The sequence below is a fragment of the Novosphingobium sp. TCA1 genome, from assembly GCF_009811895.1.
Lineage (GTDB): Bacteria > Pseudomonadota > Alphaproteobacteria > Sphingomonadales > Sphingomonadaceae > Novosphingobium > Novosphingobium panipatense_A.
The window spans coordinates 67,047-88,551 of sequence record NZ_BLJH01000022.1; the positions used below are offsets into that span (position 1 = coordinate 67,047).

Annotated in this window: 22 protein-coding genes; 13 read left to right on the forward strand and 9 right to left on the reverse strand. The window is 63.8% G+C overall.

Annotated elements, in window-relative coordinates:
- Window positions 1-70: 70 nt before the first annotated feature.
- The 4 genes from NTCA1_RS21045 to NTCA1_RS21060 all read left to right on the forward strand — a co-directional run bounded on the left by NTCA1_RS21045 (window position 71) and on the right by NTCA1_RS21060 (window position 3,442).
- Window positions 71-409, forward strand: a complete 339-nt coding sequence (locus NTCA1_RS21045) for a PilZ domain-containing protein (RefSeq protein WP_086490571.1) — start codon at window positions 71-73, stop codon at window positions 407-409.
- A gap of 119 nt (window positions 410-528) precedes the next feature.
- Window positions 529-1,818, forward strand: coding sequence for an MFS transporter (locus tag NTCA1_RS21050; protein WP_236549497.1), 1,290 nt, complete (start codon window positions 529-531; stop codon window positions 1,816-1,818).
- Window positions 1,819-1,820: 2 nt separating this feature from the next.
- The gene (cysK, locus tag NTCA1_RS21055; RefSeq protein ID WP_159831726.1) at window positions 1,821-2,738 is read left to right on the forward strand and encodes a cysteine synthase A; all 918 of its coding nucleotides are present in this window, start codon (window positions 1,821-1,823) and stop codon (window positions 2,736-2,738) included.
- Between the two features lie 2 nt (window positions 2,739-2,740).
- Window positions 2,741-3,442, forward strand: coding sequence for a dienelactone hydrolase family protein (locus NTCA1_RS21060; RefSeq protein WP_201282556.1), 702 nt, complete (start codon window positions 2,741-2,743; stop codon window positions 3,440-3,442).
- A 68-nt stretch (window positions 3,443-3,510) separates the two neighbouring features.
- Here NTCA1_RS21060 and NTCA1_RS21065 read toward each other — a convergent pair whose 3' ends face one another.
- From NTCA1_RS21065 to NTCA1_RS21075, 3 genes are all read right to left on the reverse strand, one after another.
- Window positions 3,511-3,843 carry a hypothetical protein gene (locus NTCA1_RS21065; protein ID WP_133083881.1) on the reverse strand — a complete coding sequence of 111 codons (333 nt, stop codon included), beginning with the start codon at window positions 3,841-3,843 and terminating at the stop codon, window positions 3,511-3,513.
- A gap of 396 nt (window positions 3,844-4,239) precedes the next feature.
- Window positions 4,240-4,617: a phosphoribosyl-AMP cyclohydrolase gene (gene hisI / locus NTCA1_RS21070; RefSeq protein WP_086490575.1), complete on the reverse strand. Its 378-nt coding sequence runs from the start codon at window positions 4,615-4,617 to the stop codon at window positions 4,240-4,242.
- A gap of 354 nt (window positions 4,618-4,971) precedes the next feature.
- Window positions 4,972-5,724, reverse strand: coding sequence for a ComF family protein (locus NTCA1_RS21075; protein WP_159831728.1), 753 nt, complete (start codon window positions 5,722-5,724; stop codon window positions 4,972-4,974).
- Window positions 5,725-5,832: 108 nt separating this feature from the next.
- On the opposite strand from NTCA1_RS21075, the gene NTCA1_RS21080 reads away from it, so the two are divergent.
- Window positions 5,833-6,591 (forward strand): bifunctional 2-polyprenyl-6-hydroxyphenol methylase/3-demethylubiquinol 3-O-methyltransferase UbiG, encoded by a 759-nt coding sequence (locus NTCA1_RS21080; protein WP_159831729.1) that lies wholly within the window; start codon window positions 5,833-5,835, stop codon window positions 6,589-6,591.
- A 69-nt stretch (window positions 6,592-6,660) separates the two neighbouring features.
- Here NTCA1_RS21080 and glyS read toward each other — a convergent pair whose 3' ends face one another.
- A complete protein-coding gene (glyS, locus tag NTCA1_RS21085) occupies window positions 6,661-8,778 on the reverse strand; it encodes a glycine--tRNA ligase subunit beta (protein WP_159831730.1) in 2,118 nt (705 codons plus the stop codon).
- A 102-nt stretch (window positions 8,779-8,880) separates the two neighbouring features.
- Window positions 8,881-9,786 (reverse strand): glycine--tRNA ligase subunit alpha, encoded by a 906-nt coding sequence (locus NTCA1_RS21090; protein WP_086490579.1) that lies wholly within the window; start codon window positions 9,784-9,786, stop codon window positions 8,881-8,883.
- A 178-nt stretch (window positions 9,787-9,964) separates the two neighbouring features.
- Between NTCA1_RS21090 and NTCA1_RS21095 the strand changes: the two genes are divergently transcribed.
- The 5 genes from NTCA1_RS21095 to NTCA1_RS21115 all read left to right on the forward strand — a co-directional run bounded on the left by NTCA1_RS21095 (window position 9,965) and on the right by NTCA1_RS21115 (window position 13,779).
- Entirely contained in the window at window positions 9,965-10,891 is a 927-nt protein-coding gene (locus NTCA1_RS21095; protein WP_159831731.1) for a TraB/GumN family protein, read from the forward strand.
- Between the two features lie 24 nt (window positions 10,892-10,915).
- Window positions 10,916-11,758 carry a TraB/GumN family protein gene (locus NTCA1_RS21100; protein WP_159831732.1) on the forward strand — a complete coding sequence of 281 codons (843 nt, stop codon included), beginning with the start codon at window positions 10,916-10,918 and terminating at the stop codon, window positions 11,756-11,758.
- A 169-nt stretch (window positions 11,759-11,927) separates the two neighbouring features.
- Window positions 11,928-12,542, forward strand: a complete 615-nt coding sequence (locus NTCA1_RS21105) for a 50S ribosomal protein L25/general stress protein Ctc (protein WP_086490582.1) — start codon at window positions 11,928-11,930, stop codon at window positions 12,540-12,542.
- Window positions 12,543-12,645: 103 nt separating this feature from the next.
- Window positions 12,646-13,215, forward strand: a complete 570-nt coding sequence (gene pth, locus NTCA1_RS21110) for an aminoacyl-tRNA hydrolase (protein ID WP_086490583.1) — start codon at window positions 12,646-12,648, stop codon at window positions 13,213-13,215.
- Between the two features lie 174 nt (window positions 13,216-13,389).
- Window positions 13,390-13,779: a PEP-CTERM sorting domain-containing protein gene (locus NTCA1_RS21115; protein ID WP_159831733.1), complete on the forward strand. Its 390-nt coding sequence runs from the start codon at window positions 13,390-13,392 to the stop codon at window positions 13,777-13,779.
- Window positions 13,780-13,839: 60 nt separating this feature from the next.
- Here the strand turns inward: NTCA1_RS21115 and NTCA1_RS21120 are convergent, their stop codons facing one another.
- On the reverse strand, window positions 13,840-15,363 hold the full coding sequence (locus tag NTCA1_RS21120; RefSeq protein WP_159831734.1) for a tetratricopeptide repeat protein: 1,524 nt from the start codon (window positions 15,361-15,363) through the stop codon (window positions 13,840-13,842).
- A gap of 113 nt (window positions 15,364-15,476) precedes the next feature.
- On the opposite strand from NTCA1_RS21120, the gene ychF reads away from it, so the two are divergent.
- Entirely contained in the window at window positions 15,477-16,577 is a 1,101-nt protein-coding gene (gene ychF / locus NTCA1_RS21125; protein WP_159831735.1) for a redox-regulated ATPase YchF, read from the forward strand.
- Window positions 16,578-16,579: 2 nt separating this feature from the next.
- On the opposite strand, the gene NTCA1_RS21130 is transcribed toward ychF, so the two are convergent.
- Window positions 16,580-17,035, reverse strand: coding sequence for a MerR family transcriptional regulator (locus NTCA1_RS21130; protein WP_159831736.1), 456 nt, complete (start codon window positions 17,033-17,035; stop codon window positions 16,580-16,582).
- 41 nt (window positions 17,036-17,076) lie between these two features.
- On the opposite strand from NTCA1_RS21130, the gene NTCA1_RS21135 reads away from it, so the two are divergent.
- Both NTCA1_RS21135 and NTCA1_RS21140 read left to right on the forward strand, forming a co-directional pair.
- Entirely contained in the window at window positions 17,077-17,832 is a 756-nt protein-coding gene (locus NTCA1_RS21135; RefSeq protein ID WP_159831737.1) for a MauE/DoxX family redox-associated membrane protein, read from the forward strand.
- Between the two features lie 43 nt (window positions 17,833-17,875).
- Complete coding sequence (locus tag NTCA1_RS21140; RefSeq protein WP_159831738.1) at window positions 17,876-19,144, forward strand: ectonucleotide pyrophosphatase/phosphodiesterase; 1,269 nt, start codon at window positions 17,876-17,878, stop codon at window positions 19,142-19,144.
- Between the two features lie 6 nt (window positions 19,145-19,150).
- Here the strand turns inward: NTCA1_RS21140 and NTCA1_RS21145 are convergent, their stop codons facing one another.
- Both NTCA1_RS21145 and mutL read right to left on the reverse strand, forming a co-directional pair.
- Window positions 19,151-19,642, reverse strand: a complete 492-nt coding sequence (locus NTCA1_RS21145; protein ID WP_236549498.1) for a hypothetical protein — start codon at window positions 19,640-19,642, stop codon at window positions 19,151-19,153.
- Window positions 19,642-21,465, reverse strand: a complete 1,824-nt coding sequence (gene mutL, locus NTCA1_RS21150) for a DNA mismatch repair endonuclease MutL (protein WP_159831739.1) — start codon at window positions 21,463-21,465, stop codon at window positions 19,642-19,644. The genes NTCA1_RS21145 and mutL overlap by 1 nt, the downstream gene beginning before the upstream one ends.
- Window positions 21,466-21,505: the final 40 nt, after the last annotated feature.

Consider the following 21,505-nt stretch of genomic DNA (forward strand, 5'->3'; position numbering starts at 1 on the left):
GAACGAGTTTACCGTTTCTTTGCCATTTCGATGCACTGTTACCCCTCACAGTCACAAAGAGGCACATGAGATGACTGCAGGAGCGCAGCTCACTGTAACCGATAAACGGCGCGCGGCGCGGCACCCTGTGGACTATCAGGTGATCGCGGAACATCGCCAGCTCGGCGACCTGCACCTGCATATCGTCAATCTCTCCGCCCAGGGCTTCATGTCGCAGGGCGATCTTCCGCTCGATCGCGGCGAACGCCTGGTCATGCGCCTGCCGGTCGTAGGCCGGATCGAAGCGCACATGATCTGGTCGCATGAAGGCCGCGCCGGATTCCAGTTCGAACGCATCATCCGCATCGACGACTTCCTGAAGCTGGTGGACACGGTCCAACCCAACCCGCGCCTGCGCCCTCGCCGCTGATTTTCCGCAGCGGAAACCCGGCGTCCTGTCGGTTCACTTATCGATCAAAAACATATGCTATCGCTCTGCATGAGCGGCATGTCTTGGCAATGCTTTGACATGCTGCCATGCAGCCTGCTGTGAATACGACCGAAAATCCCCGCACATCCGTGCCGCCCGAACCCTCCTCCCCGCTGCGGATCGCCGACTATCGCAAGTTCTGGCTCGCCCGCTTCGCCGTGGTCTTCGCCTCGACGGGCATGGTCGTCATCATCGGCTATCAGCTCTACGACGTGGCGCGCACGCTCTACGGAATGTCGATCGCGGAGGCTTCTTTCCAGCTCGGCCTGCTGGGTTTCGCGCAATTCCTACCGATCTTCCTGCTAACCCCCGTAGCGGGTGTCATTGCCGACCGGTTCGACCGGCGAAAGGTGGCAGGCCTGGCAATGGGTGCCGATGTTTTGGTCGCGATCGGTCTTGCCCTCGTCACCGAGCTGGACTTGCGCAGCCTGCCGATTCTCTATCTTTTTGCGGCACTTCACGGCATCGCACGCGTTTTCGTAAGCCCTTCGATGACGGCGATCGCGCCGAACATCGTTCCCAGCCAGCTGATCCCGCGCGCCATCGCCTTCAACTCGATCGCCATCGAAGCGGGCACCATCATCGGCCCGGCGGCCTTCGGCTTCATCTTCGCGCGCCATCATGCGGCGCCTTACTGGGTCGCGGCCGTCCTGATGGCAATCGCGGCCTTCAGCATTACCAGCATCCGCAACCTTCCGCCCGTTCCCAAGGATGCCCGCCGCGACCACCCCATCCGGCAGATCGTCGACGGGTTCCATTTCATCTGGCGCGAGCGATTCCTGCTGGGCTGCATCACGCTGGACCTTTTCGCCGTGCTGCTGGGCGGCGCAACGGCGCTCATGCCCGTTTTCGCACGCGATATTCTCCATGTCGGACCGGAAGGCCTGGGCCAGATGCGCGCGGCGACTGCGGCGGGTGCCGCTACCGTCGCCGTGATGCTGTCTTTCAGGCCGCTGGCGAAGAACGTCGGCGTGAAGATGCTGCTGTCCGTCGCCGCCTACGGCGCGATGACGGTGGGCTTCGGCCTTTCGCGGAGCTTCGTGGTTTCGCTCGGCTTCCTCGCGCTGCTCGGCGCCGCAGACATGGTCTCGGTGTTCATCCGCAGTTCGCTGGTCCAGCTTCGCACCCCTGACGACAAGCGGGGCCGCGTTTCGGCCATCTCGGGCCTCGCCATTTCGGCTTCGAACGAGCTTGGCGAAATGCAGTCCGGCGTGGCAGCGGCCCTGCTGGGCGCGACCGGGGCTGTTGTTTTCGGCGGCGGCGCTGCCATAGTCATTACCGCAATCTGGGCCTGGAGCTTTCCCGAGATCCGCCGCGCCCGCACCTTCGCACCACGATGGGAGCAATGAACATGAAGGCCGACAGCATTCTCGCCACGATCGGGAATACGCCGCATATCCGCCTCTCGCGCCTGTTCCCGGACCATGAAGTCTGGGTAAAGGCGGAACGCACCAACCCGGGCGGATCGATCAAGGATCGCATCGCGCTTTCCATGATCGAGGCCGCAGAAGCTGAAGGAACGCTGAAGCCCGGCGGCACCATCATCGAGCCGACCTCGGGCAATACCGGCATCGGCCTTGCCATGGTCGCGGCGGTCAAGGGCTACAAGCTCATCCTCGTCATGCCCGAATCGATGTCGATCGAACGCCGCCGCCTGATGCTGGCTTATGGCGCCACTTTCGACCTCACGCCGCGTGAAAAGGGCATGAAGGGCGCCATCGAACGCGCCAAGGAACTGATCGAGACGACCCCCGGCTCATGGATGCCGCAGCAGTTCGAAAATCCGGCGAACGTGGCCGTCCACGTCGAAACCACCGCGCGCGAGATCCTGGCCGATTTCGCGGACACGCCGATCGATGCGCTGATCACCGGCGTCGGCACCGGCGGCCACCTTACCGGCTGCGCGGAAACGCTGAAGAAGTCCTGGCCCTCGCTCAAGGCCTATGCGGTGGAGCCGACTCTCTCGCCGGTCATTTCCGGCGGCCAGCCCGGCCCCCATCCCATCCAGGGCATCGGTGCCGGCTTCGTTCCCGCCAATCTCCACACCCAGTCGATCGACGGCGCGATCCAGGTCGATCCTGCCGACGCCAAGGACTGGGCGCGCCGCTGCGCGACCGAGGAAGGCATGCTGGTGGGCATCAGTTCCGGCGCCACACTTGCCGCCATCGCGCAAAAGCTGAAGGAGCTTCCCGAGGGCAGCCGCGTGCTCGGCTTCAACTACGATACCGGGGAGCGCTATCTCTCGGTTCCCGACTTCCTGCCGGAGTGAACATGCTCGAAACGATTGCCTACAGCCATGCCGGTCAGGATCTGACCGGCCATCTGGCACGGCCCGAAGGCACGCCGCGTGCCGCCGTGATCCTGTTCCCGACGATCGCCAACTTCAACGCGCCGATGGAACGCCGCGCGACGATGCTCGCCGCGCTCGGCTATCTCGTGATGGTTGCCGACTTCTACGGCGAGCCGGTCGCCAGCTTCGAAGCCTCGTTCCCGATGGCCGAGAAACTGCGCGCCGACAACGGCCACTACCGCGCCCGCATTGCCGCTGCCATCGCCGCATTAAAGGCGCTTCCCGAGGCGGACGGCCTGCCGATGCTGGGGATCGGATACTGCATGGGCGGCCAGGCCGTGCTCGAAGCGGCGCGCGGCGGTGAGAAACTTGCCGCCGCCGTCAGCTTCCACGGCACCCTGTCTACCACCGAACCGGCAGCGCCCGGTGCGATCAAGCCGCGCATCCTCATCTGCCACGGCGACGCCGATCCGCTGGTGCCGCGCGAGCAGGTGATCGGCTTCTGGGAGGAAATGGACCGAGCCGGAGCGAACTGGCATTTCCATGCCTATTCGGGCGTCCGCCATGGCTTCACCGATCCGGGCAGTGACGAACGCGGCATGGCCGCAATCGGTTACGATGCCAGCGCCGACCGCCAGAGCTGGGCGGCGATGCTCGCCTTCTTCGAAGAGATACTGACTTAAAAACTGGCCTGAAACGTTCCAAGCCGTGGCCGTCCGCGAAAGACGGCCACGGTGGTCAGGCCGTCAGCTCAGCAGCCGTCCGACTTGCCGTCGTCCGGGTCCCAACCGCCGGGGCCGTTGCCCCAGCTGATGTTGCCCCAGCTGATGTTACCCCAGCTGGCGCCACCGGGACCGGTGTTGCCCCAGCTGATGTTACCCCAGCTGATGTTGCCCCAGCTGATGTTGCCGAGATTGATGTTGCCGAAATTGGCATTACCAAAACCGGCATTCCCCAGACCCGAAAGCGCCGAGAAAATCGACGAAGGGTTGAAGTTGCTGGAGGACGAACTCGTTGCCATGGCGGCCGTCGGAGCTGAGGCCAGCCCCAACACCATGGCCGCTATCAACGCTTTGTGCTTCATTGATGCTTCCCTTCCATTCATGCACCCCAGGCACCCGACAAGGCACCCATCTCCTCACTGACGGTCTGCCTCGAAAACGCGGCAACCCGACCTAGGCAGAGCCGTGGATCAGCACGTGGGGCACGAAGCACCGACCAAAGCCTCTGCCTTTCAACGATTTTTGTCGTAGGACGGGCGCGGCCAAGGAAGGCCGTTGCACCCTGTCGTCCAAGATAGTTCCTTGGTCGAAGACCACTTGCGAGCCGATTGCGACGATCCGTCCGCTCTATCCGCCCAATCGTGACAAGTGGAACATGCTGATTCCTTGGTTAATTTTGAAATCGGCCGATAAGTGCATGTTCTTAAGGGAAGAGATGTTTTTCCTATACTCGATTTACTCAATCGATTGCTAACCATTTAGTCCGAAACGCGAATCAATGAATCGCCGGAAAGCTTCCTATAAAAACAGCTCCTCGCACCGGTGTGACAGGCCGGTCCTTCCGGGCGAACACGCAGTTCCAGCGCATCTTGGTCGCAGTCCACCAGGATTTCCTCCACGCGCAGGAAGTGACCCGAGGTTTCCCCCTTCAGCCACAATTTGCCGCGAGAGCGCGAATGGAAATGGGCCAGCCCGGTTTCCCGAGTCTTCTCCAGCGCTTCGGCGTTCATGTAGGCGACCATCAGGATGTCCCGCGTCTGCGAATCGACGGCGATGGCGATAAGGAGTCCTTGCGCGTCGAATCGCGGCAGAAACTCGCTACCCAATTCGCGTTCGGCTTTGGTTGGTTCGGACATGCCGGAAATTTCTCCGATTTGAATTCCTTGGACGCGGTTGTTGCACGATAACCACAGCCGTTGACCAAAATCCTCGTACCTACGCTGCGCCTCTTTTCAACCCCGAGGTTTCGTAGGATTGTCTACATGCAGTCGGGGGGCTGCTGCTGACCCACAGGTCGCTGATACAAGCGCCACGGTTCAGGGAACAAGGCCGGAATACTCTCGGGTGGTCTGGTTTCAGGTAATGAGGGATCGGGCCAGGCGGCCGACAGGGGGACCGCCGAACTGCTACGCAGGGCTCAACAGTTTCGTCACAAGGACGCCCGAAGCGAAAGCTTCGGGCGTTTTCGTATCCTCACGTAGCTTGTTTTTTCACTCGGGCTTATTTGCGAGTTCCAGAGCCTCGTCGAGGACGCGCGCAAAGCAGGCGATCACGACTTTCCCTGCGCCCGATCGCTTGAGGCAGGAAACGCATGCCTCGCTGGTCGCGCCACTGGTCAGGACATCGTCGACCAGAATGATCCTGGCATGTTTCAGCCCCGCCTTCATTCTCGGGCGCACCGTGATTGCCCCGGAAAGCACGCGCCGCCGGGCCGCCTTGCCCAGACCGCCCAGCGAAGGCGTGGGCTTTCGGCGTTCGAGCAAGTCTACGACCAGCTTCCCGCCCGTGATCCGTGCAAGCTCCCGGGCCAGTTCCGCCGCCTGATTGTAGCCGCGCCGCCAGATCCGCCAGCGGTGCAGCGGCACCGGCACGATCAGCCAGGTGTCGTCCACGAAATCCAGTTTCGCGCCGATGAGCCTTGCCATCAGGCGCGCATGGCTGATGCGATTGCCGTGCTTGAGGGCTAGCACCAGCTTGCGCGAAGCATCGTTGTAGAGCGTGGCGGCGGCTATACCGTCGTGCCTTGGGGGATCGCCAAGGCAGGGTGCGCAGAGCGCGCCGTCCGGGATATCGGCCGGGAACGGACGCGAACAGGTGCGGCACGATGGCTCTCCCGGAATTGCCAGATCTCCCCAGCAAGCGGCGCAGAGCCCGCCATGCGTACTGATCCCCGCCCCGCACAAGGGGCATCGGGGCGGAAACACCAGATCGAGGAGCGGATCGAACGCGCGGGCGAATGACATCGCTGCCGAGGCTAGCGACCGGCTGCGCAGGACTGCAAACTACAAGGCGTTAATCGGCTTGCAGGAAGCGCGATTGCATCCGCCCGCACAAATCGGCAGGGGACGGAAATGGCCAGCAAAGCTCCCCCCCGCATCTTCTCGCCCACCCGCCGCATCGCCGCCCGCCGCCGCGCCCTCGCCTTGCAGCAACAACCCGATGCACCGCGCTACATCCATGAGGACATGGTCGAAGACGTGCTCGAACGCCTGGCCTTCCTGCGCTTCGAGCCGAAGCGCGCGCTCGTCATCGGCGATTTCACCGGTCAACTGGCCCGGGAACTGGCAAGCCGGGGCGCGGAGGTCATCGAGGCCGAACCCGCGCAGGGATTCGACGAGGAAGCCCCCTTCCCCTTTGAAGGCCTGGACTTCATTGCCAGCCTGGGCACCCTGGATACCGTCAACGACCTGCCGGGCGCACTCGTTCACATTCGAAAGGCCCTGGCACCGGGCGGCATGATGATCGCCAGCTTCCTGTCGGCGGGAAGCCTCTCCACCTTGCGCGACGTCATGCTGGAAGCCGACGGTGATCGGCCCGCTGCGCGCATTCACCCCATGGTGGACGTTCGCGCGGGAGGACAACTGCTTCAGCGCACGCTTTTCGCGGACCCGGTCATCGATCACCGGCCGCTCAAGGTCGGCTTCCGAAGCCTCGAACGACTGGTCGGCGACGTCCGGGCACAGGCCATGGGCAATGTGCTGGCCGATATGGCACCGGCACTGGGCAAAGCCGCCCTCTCCCGCGCACACTCCGCCTTCGCCGCTGCAGGCGAAAGCGGCAGGACCGTAGAGCAGTTCGAGATTATAACGCTATCTGGCTGGAAAAAATAGGAATAACGGCCTGAAGCCCCGGCTACGCTTCCTGTCTTTTCGACAGTCCGCGAAGCCGGGGGCAAATCGTCAGCCCTCGATGCGCGAGAAGTCCGCGACCTTGTGGACTGCCGCACGGAAGCGATCGAGCAGGGCCAGGCGGGCCTGACGCTTGATCGGATCGGCGTCGTTGACGGTCACATCCTCGAAGAAGGCATCGATCGGCGCGCGGAGCGAGGCCAGCGCCGTCATGGCCGCCGCAAAGTCCTCAGCCGAGACGGCCTGTGCCACTTCGGTTTCCGCCGAGGTGACGGCACCGATCAGCGCCAGTTCCGCGGGCTCGGCCTGATAGGCGGGCGCCTGCTCGCTGGCGTGACGGTGCGCCATCTTGGCGGCAATCACTTCGGCAAGATCGGGATCCTCGACACCGGCCAGCGGATCTTCCTCTCCAGTGCGCGAAATCTCGCCCTCGACGCCGTGCCAGTCTTCCTTCTTGAGGATATTGGCCGCGCGCTTGTAGCCCGCCAGCAGGTTCACGCCGTCGTCGGTCGCGACGAAGGCCTGAAGCGCATGGACGCGGGCGAGCAGGCGAACGAGATCGTCTTCACCGCCGAGTGCGAAGACAGCGTCGATCAGGTCGTGACGGACGCCCGCTTCCTTCTGCTGGACCTTGAGGCGGTCCGCGAAGAAGTCGAGCAGATCGCCCTCGGCCACACCGAAGCGCAAGCCATTATCGGTGATCAGGCGAATAATGCCCAGCGCGGCACGGCGCAGGGCAAAAGGATCCTTAGATCCGGTCGGCTTCTCGTCGATCGCGAAGAAGCTGCGCAGAGTATCCAGCTTGTCCGCGAGCGCCAACGCCACCGTCACCGGCGCGGTGGGCACTTCATCACCCTGACCGACCGGCTTGTAGTGATCGCGAATGGCATCGGCCACGGCATCCGGCAGACCTTCGGCACGGGCGTAATATCCGCCCATAAGTCCCTGAAGTTCTGGAAATTCTCCGACCATCTCGGTGACAAGATCGGCCTTGCAGAGTTCCGCTGCCTGACGCGCGAGTGCCGGATCGCAGTTCGGCACCACGCCTTCGCTCGCCAGCCATTCGGCCAGCTTCGCCACGCGCTCGACCTTGTCGGCGACAGTGCCCAGCTTCTCGTGGAACGTGATGCGCGCCAGCTTTTCGGCGTGAACCGAAAGCGGCGTCTTGCGGTCCTGCTGCCAGAAGAAGCGGGCGTCCGAAAGACGCGCGGCCAGCACCTTGCGGTTGCCGTCCACGATCGCCGTACCATGATCGGTCGCAACGATATTTGCCGTGCAAATGAAGGCATTGGCAAGCGAACCTGCCGCGTCTTCGCAGACGAAATACTTCTGGTTCACGCGCGCGGTGAGCTGGATCGTCTCGGGCGGAACTTCCAGGAAGTCCTCCTCGAACCGACCGAGCAGCGGCACCGGCCATTCGGTGAGGCCCGCGTTCTCGATCACCAGGCCCTCGTCCTCGACCAGTACGAGACCCGCAGCGGCGGCGGCTTCACGCGCCTTGCTCCGCACGATGTCCTGGCGCTCCTCATGGTTCACGAGGACATGAGCGAGGCGCAGCTTGTCGGCATAGTCGTGGGCGCCGCCGATGGTGATCTCGCCGGGCGCGTGGAAACGATGGCCGAGCGTGACATAGCCCGAGCGGATGCCGCCCACTTCGCATTCGACCAGATCCTCGCCGAGGATCGCGACGATGCCGGACAGCGGACGCACCCAGCGCAGCGACTCCGTCGAGATCGAGGCAGCGCCCCAGCGCTGCGACTTGGGCCAGGGGAAGTTGCGGATGATCGCCGGGATCACTTCGGCGAGCACGTCCGCCACGGCACGGCCGGGCTTCTCGACGACGGCGAAATAGGTGTCCTTGCCCTTGAGGTCCCGGACTTCGAGCTGGTCCTTGGTCAGGCCGGTCTTGCGCAGGAAGCCTTCCAGCGCCTGTTCGGGTGCGCTCGTAGCCGGGCCCTTGGTTTCCTCATGCACTGCCTCGGTGGCGAGCGGCAGACCGCGCGCGATCAGTGCCAGACGGCGCGGGGTCGACCATACGGTGACTTCGCCCACGGCGACACCGGCGGCGGCCATGTCCTTGCGGAACAGCTTTTCAAGGTCGGCGCGGGCACCGGCCTGCATGCGGGCCGGGATTTCCTGCGAGCGCAGTTCGAGAAGGAAGTCGGTCATGTCAGAGGGCCGTTCGACGAATGGTGGAGAGCAGGTCCTGCGACAGGCTCAGGACGCGCGGAAGTTGAGCGGCGATCCGCTCGGGCTGAGCTTGTCCAAGCGTCATACGGTCCACCCCGGGAACTTGGCTTCCCATTCGGCCTTGTTCTTCTCGATCCAGGCCTCGCACGATCCCTTGGCGAGATCGCGGACGCGGCCGATGTAGCTGGCGCGTTCCTGCACGGAGATCACGCCTCGCGCCTGAAGCAGGTTGAAGAGATGGCTGGCCTCGATCGCCTGGTCGTAGGCGGCAAGCGGGATTTCCGCCTCGATGCAGCGCATGCATTCGGCTTCGGCAGCCTTGAAGCCCGCGAAGAGCGCCTCGGTATCGGCGATCTCGAAGTTGTACTTCGACATCTGCTGCTCGTTGGCGAGGAACACGTCGCCGTAGCTGACGCCCTCGTTATTGAAGCGCAAGTCGTAGACGCGGTCGACGCCCTGGATGTACATGGCAAGGCGTTCCAGGCCGTACGTCAGTTCGCCCGCGACCGGCTTGCAGTCGAACCCGCCGACCTGCTGAAAATAGGTGAACTGCGTCACTTCCATGCCGTCGCACCAGACTTCCCAGCCCAGTCCCCAGGCGCCGAGCGTCGGGCTTTCCCAGTCGTCCTCCACGAAGCGGATATCGTGCGCCAGCGGGTCCACGCCGATCGCGGCGAGGCTAGCGAGGTAGAGTTCCTGAAGATTGTCCGGGTTCGGCTTCAGGATCACCTGATACTGGTAATAGTGCTGAAGGCGGTTCGGGTTCTCGCCATAGCGGCCGTCGGTGGGACGACGCGAAGGCTGGACATAGGCGGCCTTCCACGGCTCCGGCCCAAGCGCGCGCAGCGTGGTCGCCGGGTGGAAGGTCCCTGCCCCCATGCGCATGTCATAGGGCTGAAGAATGAGGCAGCCCTGCGCGCTCCAGAAATTGTGGAGCGTCAGGATCATGTCCTGGAAACTGAGCGGCTGCTGCGCTGCGGTCGACATCGAAATCCCGTCAAAACTCTTGGCTTCGCGGCCTTTGGCGGATCGAACCCGGCAAATCAACCGCGCAAGCACCAGTTAAAACCGACCTGACGCTACCGGAAACCCGCGCCTGCGGCTATCTCCCGGCGGAAGAGCGCTGTTATGCGGCGCGTTTGCCCTTTCCTGCCAAGGAAACCCGATGATTTCTTACCGGTCCCACAAGCGGTTCCTCCTTTCCGCTTTCGCCCCGCTTTTCCTGTTTGCACCACCGGCACTGGCCCAGGATGCCGCGCCCACCGCCGCGCCGCGCACCGAAACTGCTGCTCCGGCCCGACCCGCCCTCTGGAAGATCGCGGACAAGGACACGACGATCTATCTCCTCGGCACAATCCATATCCTGCCGGAGAACGTGGCGTGGTTCCAAGGTCCGGTGAAGCAGGCCTTCGAGGCGGCAGACCTCCTGGTGACGGAAACCACCCTGGATTCACCGGCAAGCCTCCAGCAGGTCTTCATAGACAAGGGCATCCGGCACGACGGCAAGACCTTGCGCGAGGTCCTGAGCGTGAAGGAACGCGAAAATCTAGAAAAAGCGCTTGTTAATTCGGGCCTTGCCAAGGAATCCTTCGATCAGTTCCAGCCCTGGTACGCTGGCCTCGTGCTATCTCTCCTGCCTCTGAAGGCAGCGGGCTACGACCAGTCGAACGGTATCGAGACGCAGATCGAAGCCAAGGCAGCGACGAGCGGGATTGCCCGGCATCCGCTGGAGACGGCAGACTATCAGATCGGCCTCTTCGCCGGCCTTCCAGAGAAGAGTCAGCGCAATTATCTCAATGAGGTAATCGAACAACTTCCCACTCTGCGTGAGGATATCGCCAAGCTGGTAAAGGCCTGGAAGGCGGGACAGGCCGAGGAACTGGCAAAGCTGCTCAACGAGGACGAGTCGGACGAAAGGATGCGCAAAGTGCTCATCACCGATCGCAACAAGGCCTGGGCCAAGTGGCTCAAGACCCGCCTTGCCGAACCGGGCGTGGTCTTCGTGGCCGTGGGCGCCGGACATCTCGCTGGGCGCGGAAGCGTGCAGGACGAACTGGCCAAGGCTGGGGTCCGCTCGTCCCGGGTGCAATAACCTGTGCTCAGGTCTTTCCCGAGGATGGCCCTACTGGCCGCCGCGCTCGCACTTTTCGCGTGCAGCCCGAGCCCCGAAGCAGCGAAACCGGCCCTCTGGCATGTCGAGAACCCGCAGGGAGAGACGGCATGGCTCTTCGGCACGATCCATAGCGCCAAGGCACCGCTGGCCTGGCAGACCGGCAAGGTCAGGCAGGCCATGGACGATTCGAACGCGATCATGGTCGAAGTCGGCAATCTCGCGGAGGAAAACGAGGTGGCCGCCACTTTCGCCCGCCTTGCCCGTAGCGAGGGGCAGCCACCGCTTTCGCAGCGAATTGCCGCAAGGGAGCGTCCTGCCCTCGAAGCCCTGCTCGGCAAGAGCGGCTATTCCGACAGCGACTTCGCGGCGATGGACACCTGGGCGGCGGCCCTCACCGTGGCGCAGGCAGGCGCGAACAAGGACGAAGTCCGCAACGGCGTGGACCGGGGCGTGATCGCCGCAGCCGGAAATCGCCCCGTCATCGAACTTGAAGGTGCGGCAAAGCAGCTTGGGCTGTTCGATTCCCTCCCCGAGCGCGAGCAACGCGATCTCCTGTCGGCCGTGGTCGCGGACGCGAATCGTTCCGATGCCGATCTCGCGGCAAGCTGGCGCAAGGGCGACATGGAGGCCATCGAAGCCGAGACGCGCCGCGGGCTGCTGGCCGATCCAGAGCTGCGGGCAGTCCTGTTCGTCGGGCGCAATCGCGACTGGACGGCGCAGATCGCCAATGCCGTCGACAGCGGCAGGCGGCCATTCGTTGCGGTAGGGGCCGCGCACATGGCGGGGCCGGAAGGCATTCCGGCAATGCTAGCGCAGAAAGGCTATACCGTGACGCGCATCCAGTGATGCAGGCAACGATCCCTGGCCGCGATCGCCGGATGCTTGCCTTTTCCCGCATTTCGCATTAAGGGCGCCCGCTTCCCGTCATGGTCATCCCTGGAGGCGTGACGGGGCGGTGCGGGCCGGTACGCGGTTCGTATCCGAACATTATCCAGTTTTCGAAAGGCAAGTCCACATGAGCGATACGCTTAACCTGCCGGCCGAGACGCGTGATCGGGCTGGCAAGGGAGCCTCCCGTGCTCTGCGTCGCGATGGCCGCGTCCCCGCCGTTATCTATGGTGGTAACGAAGAACCCCTCGCAATCCACGTCGAGGAAAAGGAGCTGGCTCGCCAGCTTGGAACCGGTCACTTCTTCAACTCGATCATCGAAGTCGAAGTCGGCGGCAAGAAGTTCCGGACGCAGCCCAAGGACGTTGCCTTCCACCCCGTGTCGGATCGTCCGCTTCACGCTGACTTCCTGCGCGTCGTCAAGGGCGCGACCGTTCACGTCAACGTGCCGGTCGTCTTCGCCAACGAAGAAGCCTCGCCGGGCCTGAAGCGCGGCGGCGTGCTGAACGTCGTTCGCCACGACCTCGAACTGGTCTGCGACGCCGAGAAGATCCCGCACGAGATCGTCATCGACGTGACCGGCTTCGACGTGGGCGAATCGATCCACGCCAGCCACGTGAAGCTTCCCGCCGGCGTCGAAAACGCGATCACCGACCGTGACTTCACGATCGCCACGATCGCTGCACCTTCGGCTCTGAAGAGCTCGGAAGGCGACACGACGAAGGAAGGCGAAGGCGAGTAATTTCGCCTCACGCTATCTTCGGATAAAGGAACGGCCTCTCCCGCCCCGGCAAACCGGCGAGCAGGAGGGGCCGTTTCGCGTTCACAATACAGGATTTTTCGTCATGCAGCTCTGGGTCGGCCTCGGCAATCCCGGTCCCCAATATTCGCTGAACCGCCACAACGTGGGCTTCATGGCGATCGATGCGATTTCGGAAGTTCACGGCTTCGGGCCGACGCAGAAGAAGTTTCAGGGCTGGCTTCAGGAAGGCCGCATCGGCAGCGAGAAGATCCTGCTGCTCAAGCCCGCGACGTTCATGAACGAAAGCGGCCGCGCCGTTGGCGAAGCCATGCGCTTCTACAAGCTGGCGCTGTCCGACCTCACCGTGTTCCACGATGAACTCGATCTGGCGCCCTTCAAGGTCAAGGTGAAGCAAGGCGGCGGCCATGCGGGACACAACGGCCTGCGCTCGATCGACCAGCACCTCGGCCCCGACTTTCGCCGCATCAGGCTGGGCATCGGCCACCCCGGCCACAAGGACCGCGTCCACGGCTACGTTCTGGGCAACTATGCCAAAGCGGACATGGACCCGCTAGCCGACATGCTGGGCGCTGTAGCCGGAGAAGCCGACAGGCTTTCGGCAGGCGACGACGTCCGCTTCATGAACGACGTGGCACTCCGCCAGCAGGACTGATCTGCCGGATTAGCTACCTAATACCGTAAATTAGTGTCGGGTTAGCTTACAAACGCGTCCGTTCGGCGGCTTGAGGGCAAGCCAGATCCCCGGATTTCCGATGTTGGCACGGCTATTGCTTAGTTGGTTGCGATCCATTCGGAACATGCCCATTCGGCAAACAGGGGAATAGTTATGATCCGCAAGTCCACGCTCGCACTGGCCCTCGCCGCCGGCACCACGCTCGCTTTCGCCACGCCTGCCCAGGCCACCTGGGGTTGGGGCTGGGGCGGCGGCAACAGCGGCTGCGGCTGGGGCAAGAAGAACTGCGGCTCCAGCAGCAGCTCGGGCGGCAACACCTCCACCTCCGGCGGCACGACGACCACTTCGGGCGGAACGACTTCGGGCGGAACCACCTCGGGCGGCAATACCAGCACGTCCGGTGGCACCACGACTTCGGGCGGAACCTCGGGCGGTTCGACTTCGGGTGGCAGCACCGCCGTGCCGGAACCCGGCATGCTGGGCATGATGGGCCTTGGCCTGCTCGGCCTGGCCTACGCACGCCGCCGCAAGACCCGCGACTGATCGGGATACGGCGATGGCCCTGAAGTCAGGGCCGGTATTTTTCGAGCCGCTGCCGGTACTTCAGCCGGCGGCGGCTTTCGCTTTCTGGAGGTCGCGGGCTAGATCGGCATTGCGAGGGTCCGCCTCGGCCGCCGCTTCCAGCAGGCTTCGCGCTCCAGCCAGATCGACACCCAGTTCAAGCCGCACCAATGCCGCCGCGTGCATGTAGGCGGGATTGTCTGCGTCCTGCGCCAAGGCCCGGTCGGCATAGGCGATAGCCTCGCGAGGGCGCCCCAGACCGGCCGAAGCCCAGGCGAGACGCCCCAGCACTTCAGCATCCTCCCCTCCGGCAAGCAATCGGGTATAGACCGCGCGCGCCTCGCTCCAGTCCTGTCGATCGAGAGCGGCCTGCCCCTTCTCGATCAGTTCCACGGTCTGCTTCATGCGCCGGGGATCGAGCCGAGCCTTCAAAGCATCGGCCTTCGGATCGCCGGAGGCGCGCGCCGCCTTTTCGGCGATCGCAAGAACCTCGGCAGGCGCGAGAGGACTGGCGCTCAGCGGCTCCAGCGTTCTCCATGCCCCGCTGGCATCGCCGGTCGCCAGCATCGCTTCGCCCAGCATCGCGCGGCAATAGGGGTTGCCCGGGTCCAGCAGTGTCGCCCGGCTGAACAGGACGCGCGCCTGCTCGGCCTGACCGAGCCGCAGCAGAGCTTCTCCATAAGCGAGACCCTGCGGCGATGCAGGATCGAGCCCCGCCTCCTGGCCTTGCAGCGTGAGGCGGATCTTCTCCCAATCGCCCCGCTGCGCCATCAGCCGGATACGCAGATTTTCGACACGGGAATCGGACGGCTTCACCTTGCCCGCCTTTTCGACCAGCTCCGCCGCCTCATCGATTTTGCCCTCGGAACCATAGGCCTCGGCAAGCGCCAGCATCGGTTCTATCCGGTTCGGATAGGCAGCGATCGCCCGGCGATAGGCACCGATAGCGCGTTCTGTCTCCCCGCGCGCGGAAGCCAGATCGCCAGAGAGCACGAGAGTGTTGTAGGAGTCCTTCGCAAACATCTGCATTCGCGAGAGAATTTTCTCCGCCAGAGCCAAGTTGCCGTTCCCCAGCGCAAAACGCGCATAGGCGACGGCCAGCGGCAGATTGTCGCCAACGCTCATGCCCTGCTCGAAAGCCTGAGCGGCCGCGTTTTTCTCTCCCATGGCAAGATGAGCCTCGCCGCGCAGTCGCCAGGCATCGGTGTCGAAATCGTTTACAATGCGCGCAATCGCGTCCTTCGGATAACCTTGGACAAGCAAAGCGCCCGCCTTCAGCCGGTTCAGCACCTTCCCGTCGCCGCCCGCTGCCGCGAAACGGGACATGGCCCGATCCGCCGCATCCGCATTGCCAAGGGCAATTTCGGCCCTCGCAAGCAATTGCAGCGCATCGAGATTTTCCGGCTCGTTTTCGAGCACTTCGAGCACACTGGAACGCGCGGCCTCATAGTCCTGAGCGCCAATGGCCGTCTGCGCGGCATCGAACGGGGCTGGTCCACGCTCGCCGCAAGCTGAAAGCGCGGCGAATGCCGAAACGATCAGGAAGAGGTTGCCCAAGGCTTTCATCGCGCCGGTCTAGCCAGCAAGCTCTGAAGTTTCCATGAAACGAGCGCGGTAACTGGTAATACCCGCGCAGGGGCGCTAAGGCGCGGCCCATACATTTCTTCCCGGAGTTACACATGGGTTTCCGTTGCGGAATCGTGGGCCTGCCGAACGTCGGCAAGTCGACCTTGTTCAATGCGCTCACCGAAACGCAGGCAGCGCAGGCGGCCAACTATCCTTTCTGCACGATCGAGCCCAACGTCGGTCAGGTCGGCGTGCCCGATCCGCGTCTGGACAAGCTGGCCGAAATCGCCGGTTCGGCCAAGATCATCCCGACGCAGCTGTCCTTCGTCGACATCGCCGGTCTCGTGCGCGGCGCCTCGAAGGGTGAAGGCCTGGGCAACCAGTTCCTCGGCAACATTCGCGAGGTGGATGCCATCGTCCACGTCCTGCGCTGCTTCGAGAACGACGACATCCAGCACGTCGACGAGCGCGTAGACCCCATCGCGGATGCCGAGACGGTTGAGACCGAGCTGCTGCTCTCCGACCTCGAAAGCCTAGAAAAGCGCGTTCCCGCCGCCCAGAAAAAAGCCGCGCAGGGCGACAAGGAATCGAAGATCATCGCTTCGGTCCTCGGTCAGGCGCTTGAGCTGCTGCGCGACGGCAAGCCCGCACGCCTGACCCAGCCCAAAGACGACGACGAAGCGCGCGTCTTCGCACAGGCCCAGTTGCTGACCGCCAAGCCGGTGCTCTACGTCTGCAACGTCGAGGAAGAAGCTGCCTCTGAAGGCAACGCGTTCTCGGCCCGCGTGTTCGAGAAGGCCAAGGCCGAAGGCGCCACCGCCGTTATCGTTTCCGCCGCGATCGAAGCCGATCTTGTCGGCATGGATACCGAGGAACGCATGGTGTTCCTGGAGGAAATGGGTCTCCACGAAACCGGCCTCGCCCGGATCATCCGCGCCGGATACGAATTGCTCGGCCTGCTGACCTTCTTCACGGTCGGCCCCAAGGAAGCGCGTGCCTGGACCGTTCACAAGGGCGCCAAGGCACCCGAAGCGGCAGGCGAGATCCACTCCGACATGCAGCGCGGCTTCATCCGTGCCGAAACCATTGCCTATGACGACTACGTCGCGCTGAACGGTGAAGCCGGTGCCAAGGAAGCCGGAAAGCTGCGCCAGGAAGGCAAGGAATACCTGGTGCATGACGGCGACGTCATGCACTTCAAGTTCAACGTCTGATCTTAAGCGTTTGACCTTCTGGCGGCGCAGGATTTTGTTCCTGTGCCGCCACATACTGACCCATCCTCGAAAGATTCCAGGATAGGACAAGGCCCCACGTCGGACCCGGCACATTCCCGGGCCAGTCGGCGCAGCGACTGGCGAGCCGCCTCCAGTTGCGTAATTTCCCTGTCCAGCGCCGCCAATCGCACTTGCGCCATTTCCCGTGCCCTCGGCCGGTCTCCCGTATGATCGAGGCTGATCAGTTCCGCGATCTCGTCGAGAATGAAGCCTGCGGCCTTGGCGGAGCGAATGAAGCGCAGCCGCCTCACGTCCTCCTCACCATAATGCCGCTGCCCTTTCGCGCCGCCGGTAGCCGCCGGGCGCGGATCGTGCAGCAGACCCTTGCGCTGATAGAAGCGCACCGTCTCGACGCCCACGTCGCCTGAGCGGGCCAATTCGGAAATCGTCAGTGCCATGCTTGACTCCGTACCATGGTACGGAATGTATAAGCCTTCTCATGACGCAGCAACAGACCTCGAAGCCGACCGCGGTGCTCTATCGCATGGTCATGGACAAGCATTCCTGCCCCTGGGGCGTGAAGTCCAAGTATCTGCTCGAAAAACTGGGCTACAGGGTCGAGGACCATTGGCTTACCACGCGCGCGCAGACGGATGCCTTCAAGGCGGCGAACGATGTCGCCACCACTCCGCAGACTTTCATCGGCGGCGAGCGAATCGGCGGATATACCGATTTGCGTGCCCATGTCGGGCTCAAGGTTCATGATCCCAAAGCCAAGACCTATCGCCCTGTCCTGGCGGTCTTCGCCACAGGGCTCGGCCTTGCCATGGCGGCGAGCTGGGCTGCCTTCGGCACGCCGTTTACCTTGCGCGCAGCAGAGTGGTTCGTCTCGATGACGATGATGCTGCTGGCCATGCTGAAGTTGCAGGATGTCGAGCAGTTTTCCACGATGTTCCTGGGCTACGACCTGCTGGCGAAGCGCTGGGTTCCTTACGCCTATGCCTATCCTTTTCTGGAATTCGCGGCGGGGGCGCTGATGACGGCCCATGCCCTGCCCTGGCTTTCGATCCCGATCGGCCTTGCCATCGGCGGTATCGGAGCGATTTCGGTGGTTTATGCCGTCTATATCCAGAAGCGCGAACTCAAGTGCGCCTGTGTCGGCGGTTCCGGCGCAGTGCCGCTGGGCTTCGTCTCGCTCACGGAAAACCTGTTCATGGTTGCCATGGCCGTCTGGATGCTGGCGCGGATGATATAACGCGACATCGACCTGTCATGATCGCGGCGCTAGAGGCGCTGACATGAAGACATTCGCTCCCCTGCTCGCACCTGTCCTCGGCGCATTGGCGCTGTTCTCTGCCCCAGCAAGCGCCAAATCCGCCGAGGAAAAGTCCGATCCCGTCGTTATCCTCGTCTCTATCGACGGCTTCCGCGCGGACTACCTCGATCGCGGAATCACTCCCCACCTATCCGCATTGGCGGCAAGCGGCGTGAGCGCGGCGATGCGCCCCTCATTTCCCAGCAAGACATTCCCCAACCACTGGGCCCTGGTGACCGGCAAGGTTCCCGATCGCAACGGCATCATCGCCAACGTTTTCGAAGACCCTGCCCACCCCGGCGAGAAGTTCACGATGGCTAGCGACGAGCCCTATTGGTGGGACGAGGCGGAGCCGATCTGGGTAACCGCCGAAAAGGCCGGTATCCGCACGGCAACGATGTTCTGGCCCGGCTCCAATGTCGCCTGGGGCGGAACGCTGGTCAAGGAGCCCTGGAAAACGATCGAGGGCGGCACCCGCCCGAGCGACTGGCAACAGTTCAACGGCGCCGTCTCACCATCCCAGCGCGTGGACGCCGTGCTGGACTGGATGCGCCGCCCGGCGGCACATCGTCCCAGGCTCGTGACACTCTACTTCGATCAGGTCGATACGGCCGGGCACCGCTACGGCCCCGTCGATGCCCGGACCGATGTGGCAATCGCAGACGTGGATGCGGACATCGGCAAGCTCGTCGCCGGTCTTCGCGAACTCGGCCAGGCTGCCGATCTGATAGTGGTCGCGGATCACGGCATGGCCGCCGTATCGAGCGAAAGGACCATCGCTCTCGATGCGGTTGCGGCGCCGTCGCTCTACAAGCTGGGCGACGCGGGGCCGTTTGCCGCCATCACGCCGACCGACGGCAACGAGCAGGCCCTTGCCGCCGCGCTGCTGAAGCCACACGATCACATGCAGTGCTGGCGCAAGCAGGATATTCCCGCGCGTCTCCATTATGGCAGCAATCCCCGAATCGCGCCGTTCTTCTGTCTGGCGGAAACGGGCTGGCAGATCGCCGCCAAACGGCCGGACAAGGCCTCGACGGGCGGCGCCCATGGCTATGACAATGCCGCGCCGGAAATGGCCGCATTGTTCGTGGCTTCGGGGCCGGACTTCAGGAAGCGCGGTAAATTGCCCGCGTTCGACAACGTCGATGTCGCCCCGCTGCTTCGCGGCTTGCTGGGCCTGCCGCAATCGAGCGATGGCGACGGAACCGACGCCCCCTTCCGCGACGTGATGGAGCACCCGCGAAAGGACTGAGCGCCGTCAGCGCTGGCAGGAAATCTCGCCTTCGGCCATGAAGGCGACCCGCTCCTGGGCATCGTGAAGGATCAGCTTTGCTGGCCAGTTCAGAGTATCCGAACCGCCGCCCCGGTCTGCCAGGCTGACCAGATCGACCCAGCTTGCCAGGCCGACATAAGTGGAGCGCGCGTTGCCGGGCAATTGCGCGCTCTCCATTTTCGCCGCGTAGCGCTTGAGATCGCCGCCGATCCGCATGAACCCCTCGTCGGGATTGGCGATGAAGATCGGATCTTTCTCTCCCGGTTTGCGAAACGCGCAGCCCGGCTTGTCCAGCCCGTAGCGGGCAATGTCGATCTCGGTAATGGCATGGGGAATGATCGGCTTGAACGGCTCCTTGCTCATTCGCTCGACCATGGCGATGTCATGCGCGTCCTCGACCGCCTTGCCTTGCGGATCCTCCTGCCCGCATGCCGAGATCAGGAGGAAAGGCGCCAAGGCAAGGATCGGTTTTCGCATCATTTTCGCCCGAACAGTTTCTCGATATCGTGGTGTGCCAGCTTAACCCACGTCGGGCGTCCATGGTTGCATTGGCCGGAACGCGGCGTGCGCTCCATTTCGCGAAGAAGCGCGTTCATTTCGGCGACTGAAAGCGAGCGACCGGCCCGCACCGATCCGTGGCAGGCCATTGTCGCCAGCACCAGATCGAGCTTTTCGCCGAGCAGCAGGGCATCGCCGTTGCGCGCCAGATCGTCCGCGATGTCGCGGACTAATGCGTGAACATCCGACTTGCCGAGGACGGAGGGTACGGCCCTGACCAGCATGGCGGAAGGCCCGAAACGTTCCAGCACCAGCCCGAAACGCGCCAGATCGGCAGCCTTTTCCTCTAGCGCATCGCAGGCCGCTTCCTCCAGTTCCACAACTTCGGGCAGCAGCAATGCCTGCGACCGGGCCATCGCATCCTCTGCCCCGGCCGCCTTGAGACGTTCCAGCACGAGGCGCTCGTGCGCGGCATGCTGATCCACGATCACCAGGCCGTCGTCAGCTTCGGCAACGATGTAAGTGCCCGCGACCTGCCCGCGCGCCACACCCAGGGGATATTGCAGCGCTTCCTCGGGTTCCTCCGGCGCGGGTTCGGCGCGGCCGGACGGCTGCGCCATGACTTCTTCCTCGTAGGAGCGCCAGACGGTGCCCGCCTCCGATACCCGGCTTGGCGCAGGGCGGAAGTCGCTGCGGGAAGGCGCGGAATATTCGCGGGCGAACAGCGATCCTATTGCAGGGGCCGGGGCGGGTGCCACAGGCTCGACCTGCCACATGTTCATCGCTGCTGCAGCGGCAGGCTGCGCGCTCCTTTGCCCCGAAGACTCGAGCGCATGGCGCAGTGCGCCGACCAGGAAGCCGCGAATGAAGGCCGGGTCGCGGAACCGCACCTCGGTCTTGGCGGGATGGACGTTGACGTCCACTTCCTCGGGCGGAATTTCGAGGAAAAGGGCCAGCACGGCGTGGCGATCACGCGCAAGCATGTCCGAATAGGCGCCGCGCACGGCCCCCACCAGCAGGCGGTCCTTCACCGGGCGGCCGTTGACGAAAAGATACTGATGATCGGCCACGCCGCGATTGTAGGTCGGCAGTCCGGCCACGCCGGTGAGCCGCGCACTGCCCCGCTCGGCATCGATCAACACGCCGTCTTCCGCCAGTTCGCGCGCGACGAGGCGGGCCACACGCGATGCCAATTCCTCGCGCGGCTGGACCGAGACGACGCGCCGCCCGTCGTGCTCCATCACAAAGCCGATGTCGGGCCGGGCCATCGCCAGTCGCCGCACCACGTCCTGGCAGGCCGCATATTCCGATCGCGCCGAACGCAGGAACTTGCGCCGCGCCGGGACTTTGCCGAAGAGATCCTCGACCCGGATCCGCGTCCCCGGCGGCAGAGCCGCAGGTCCGTCCGCCGCGACGACACCGTGATCGACCACTCTCTTCCAGCCTTCCGCCGAATCGTGCGGACGGCTTTCGATCGTCAACCGCGCGACGGAACCGATCGAAGGCAGGGCCTCGCCGCGAAAGCCGAGGGTCGCCACGAGTTCGATATGCTCGTCCGGCAGCTTCGAGGTGGCGTGACGCTCCAGCGCCAGGGCGATCTGGTCCGGCACCATGCCGCAGCCGTCATCGGTCACTTCGATCAGGTCGAGCCCGCCCGAGGCAATGCGCACGGTGATCTGCGTCGATCCCGCATCTATCGCATTTTCCACCAGTTCCTTCAGCGCGGAAGCCGGTCTTTCCACCACCTCGCCTGCCGCGATGCGGTTGACGAGATGTTCGGGAAGACGGCGGATCGTGGGCATTCGACTGGACTTTCGCAGGCAAGGGAGACTTACGCGGGCA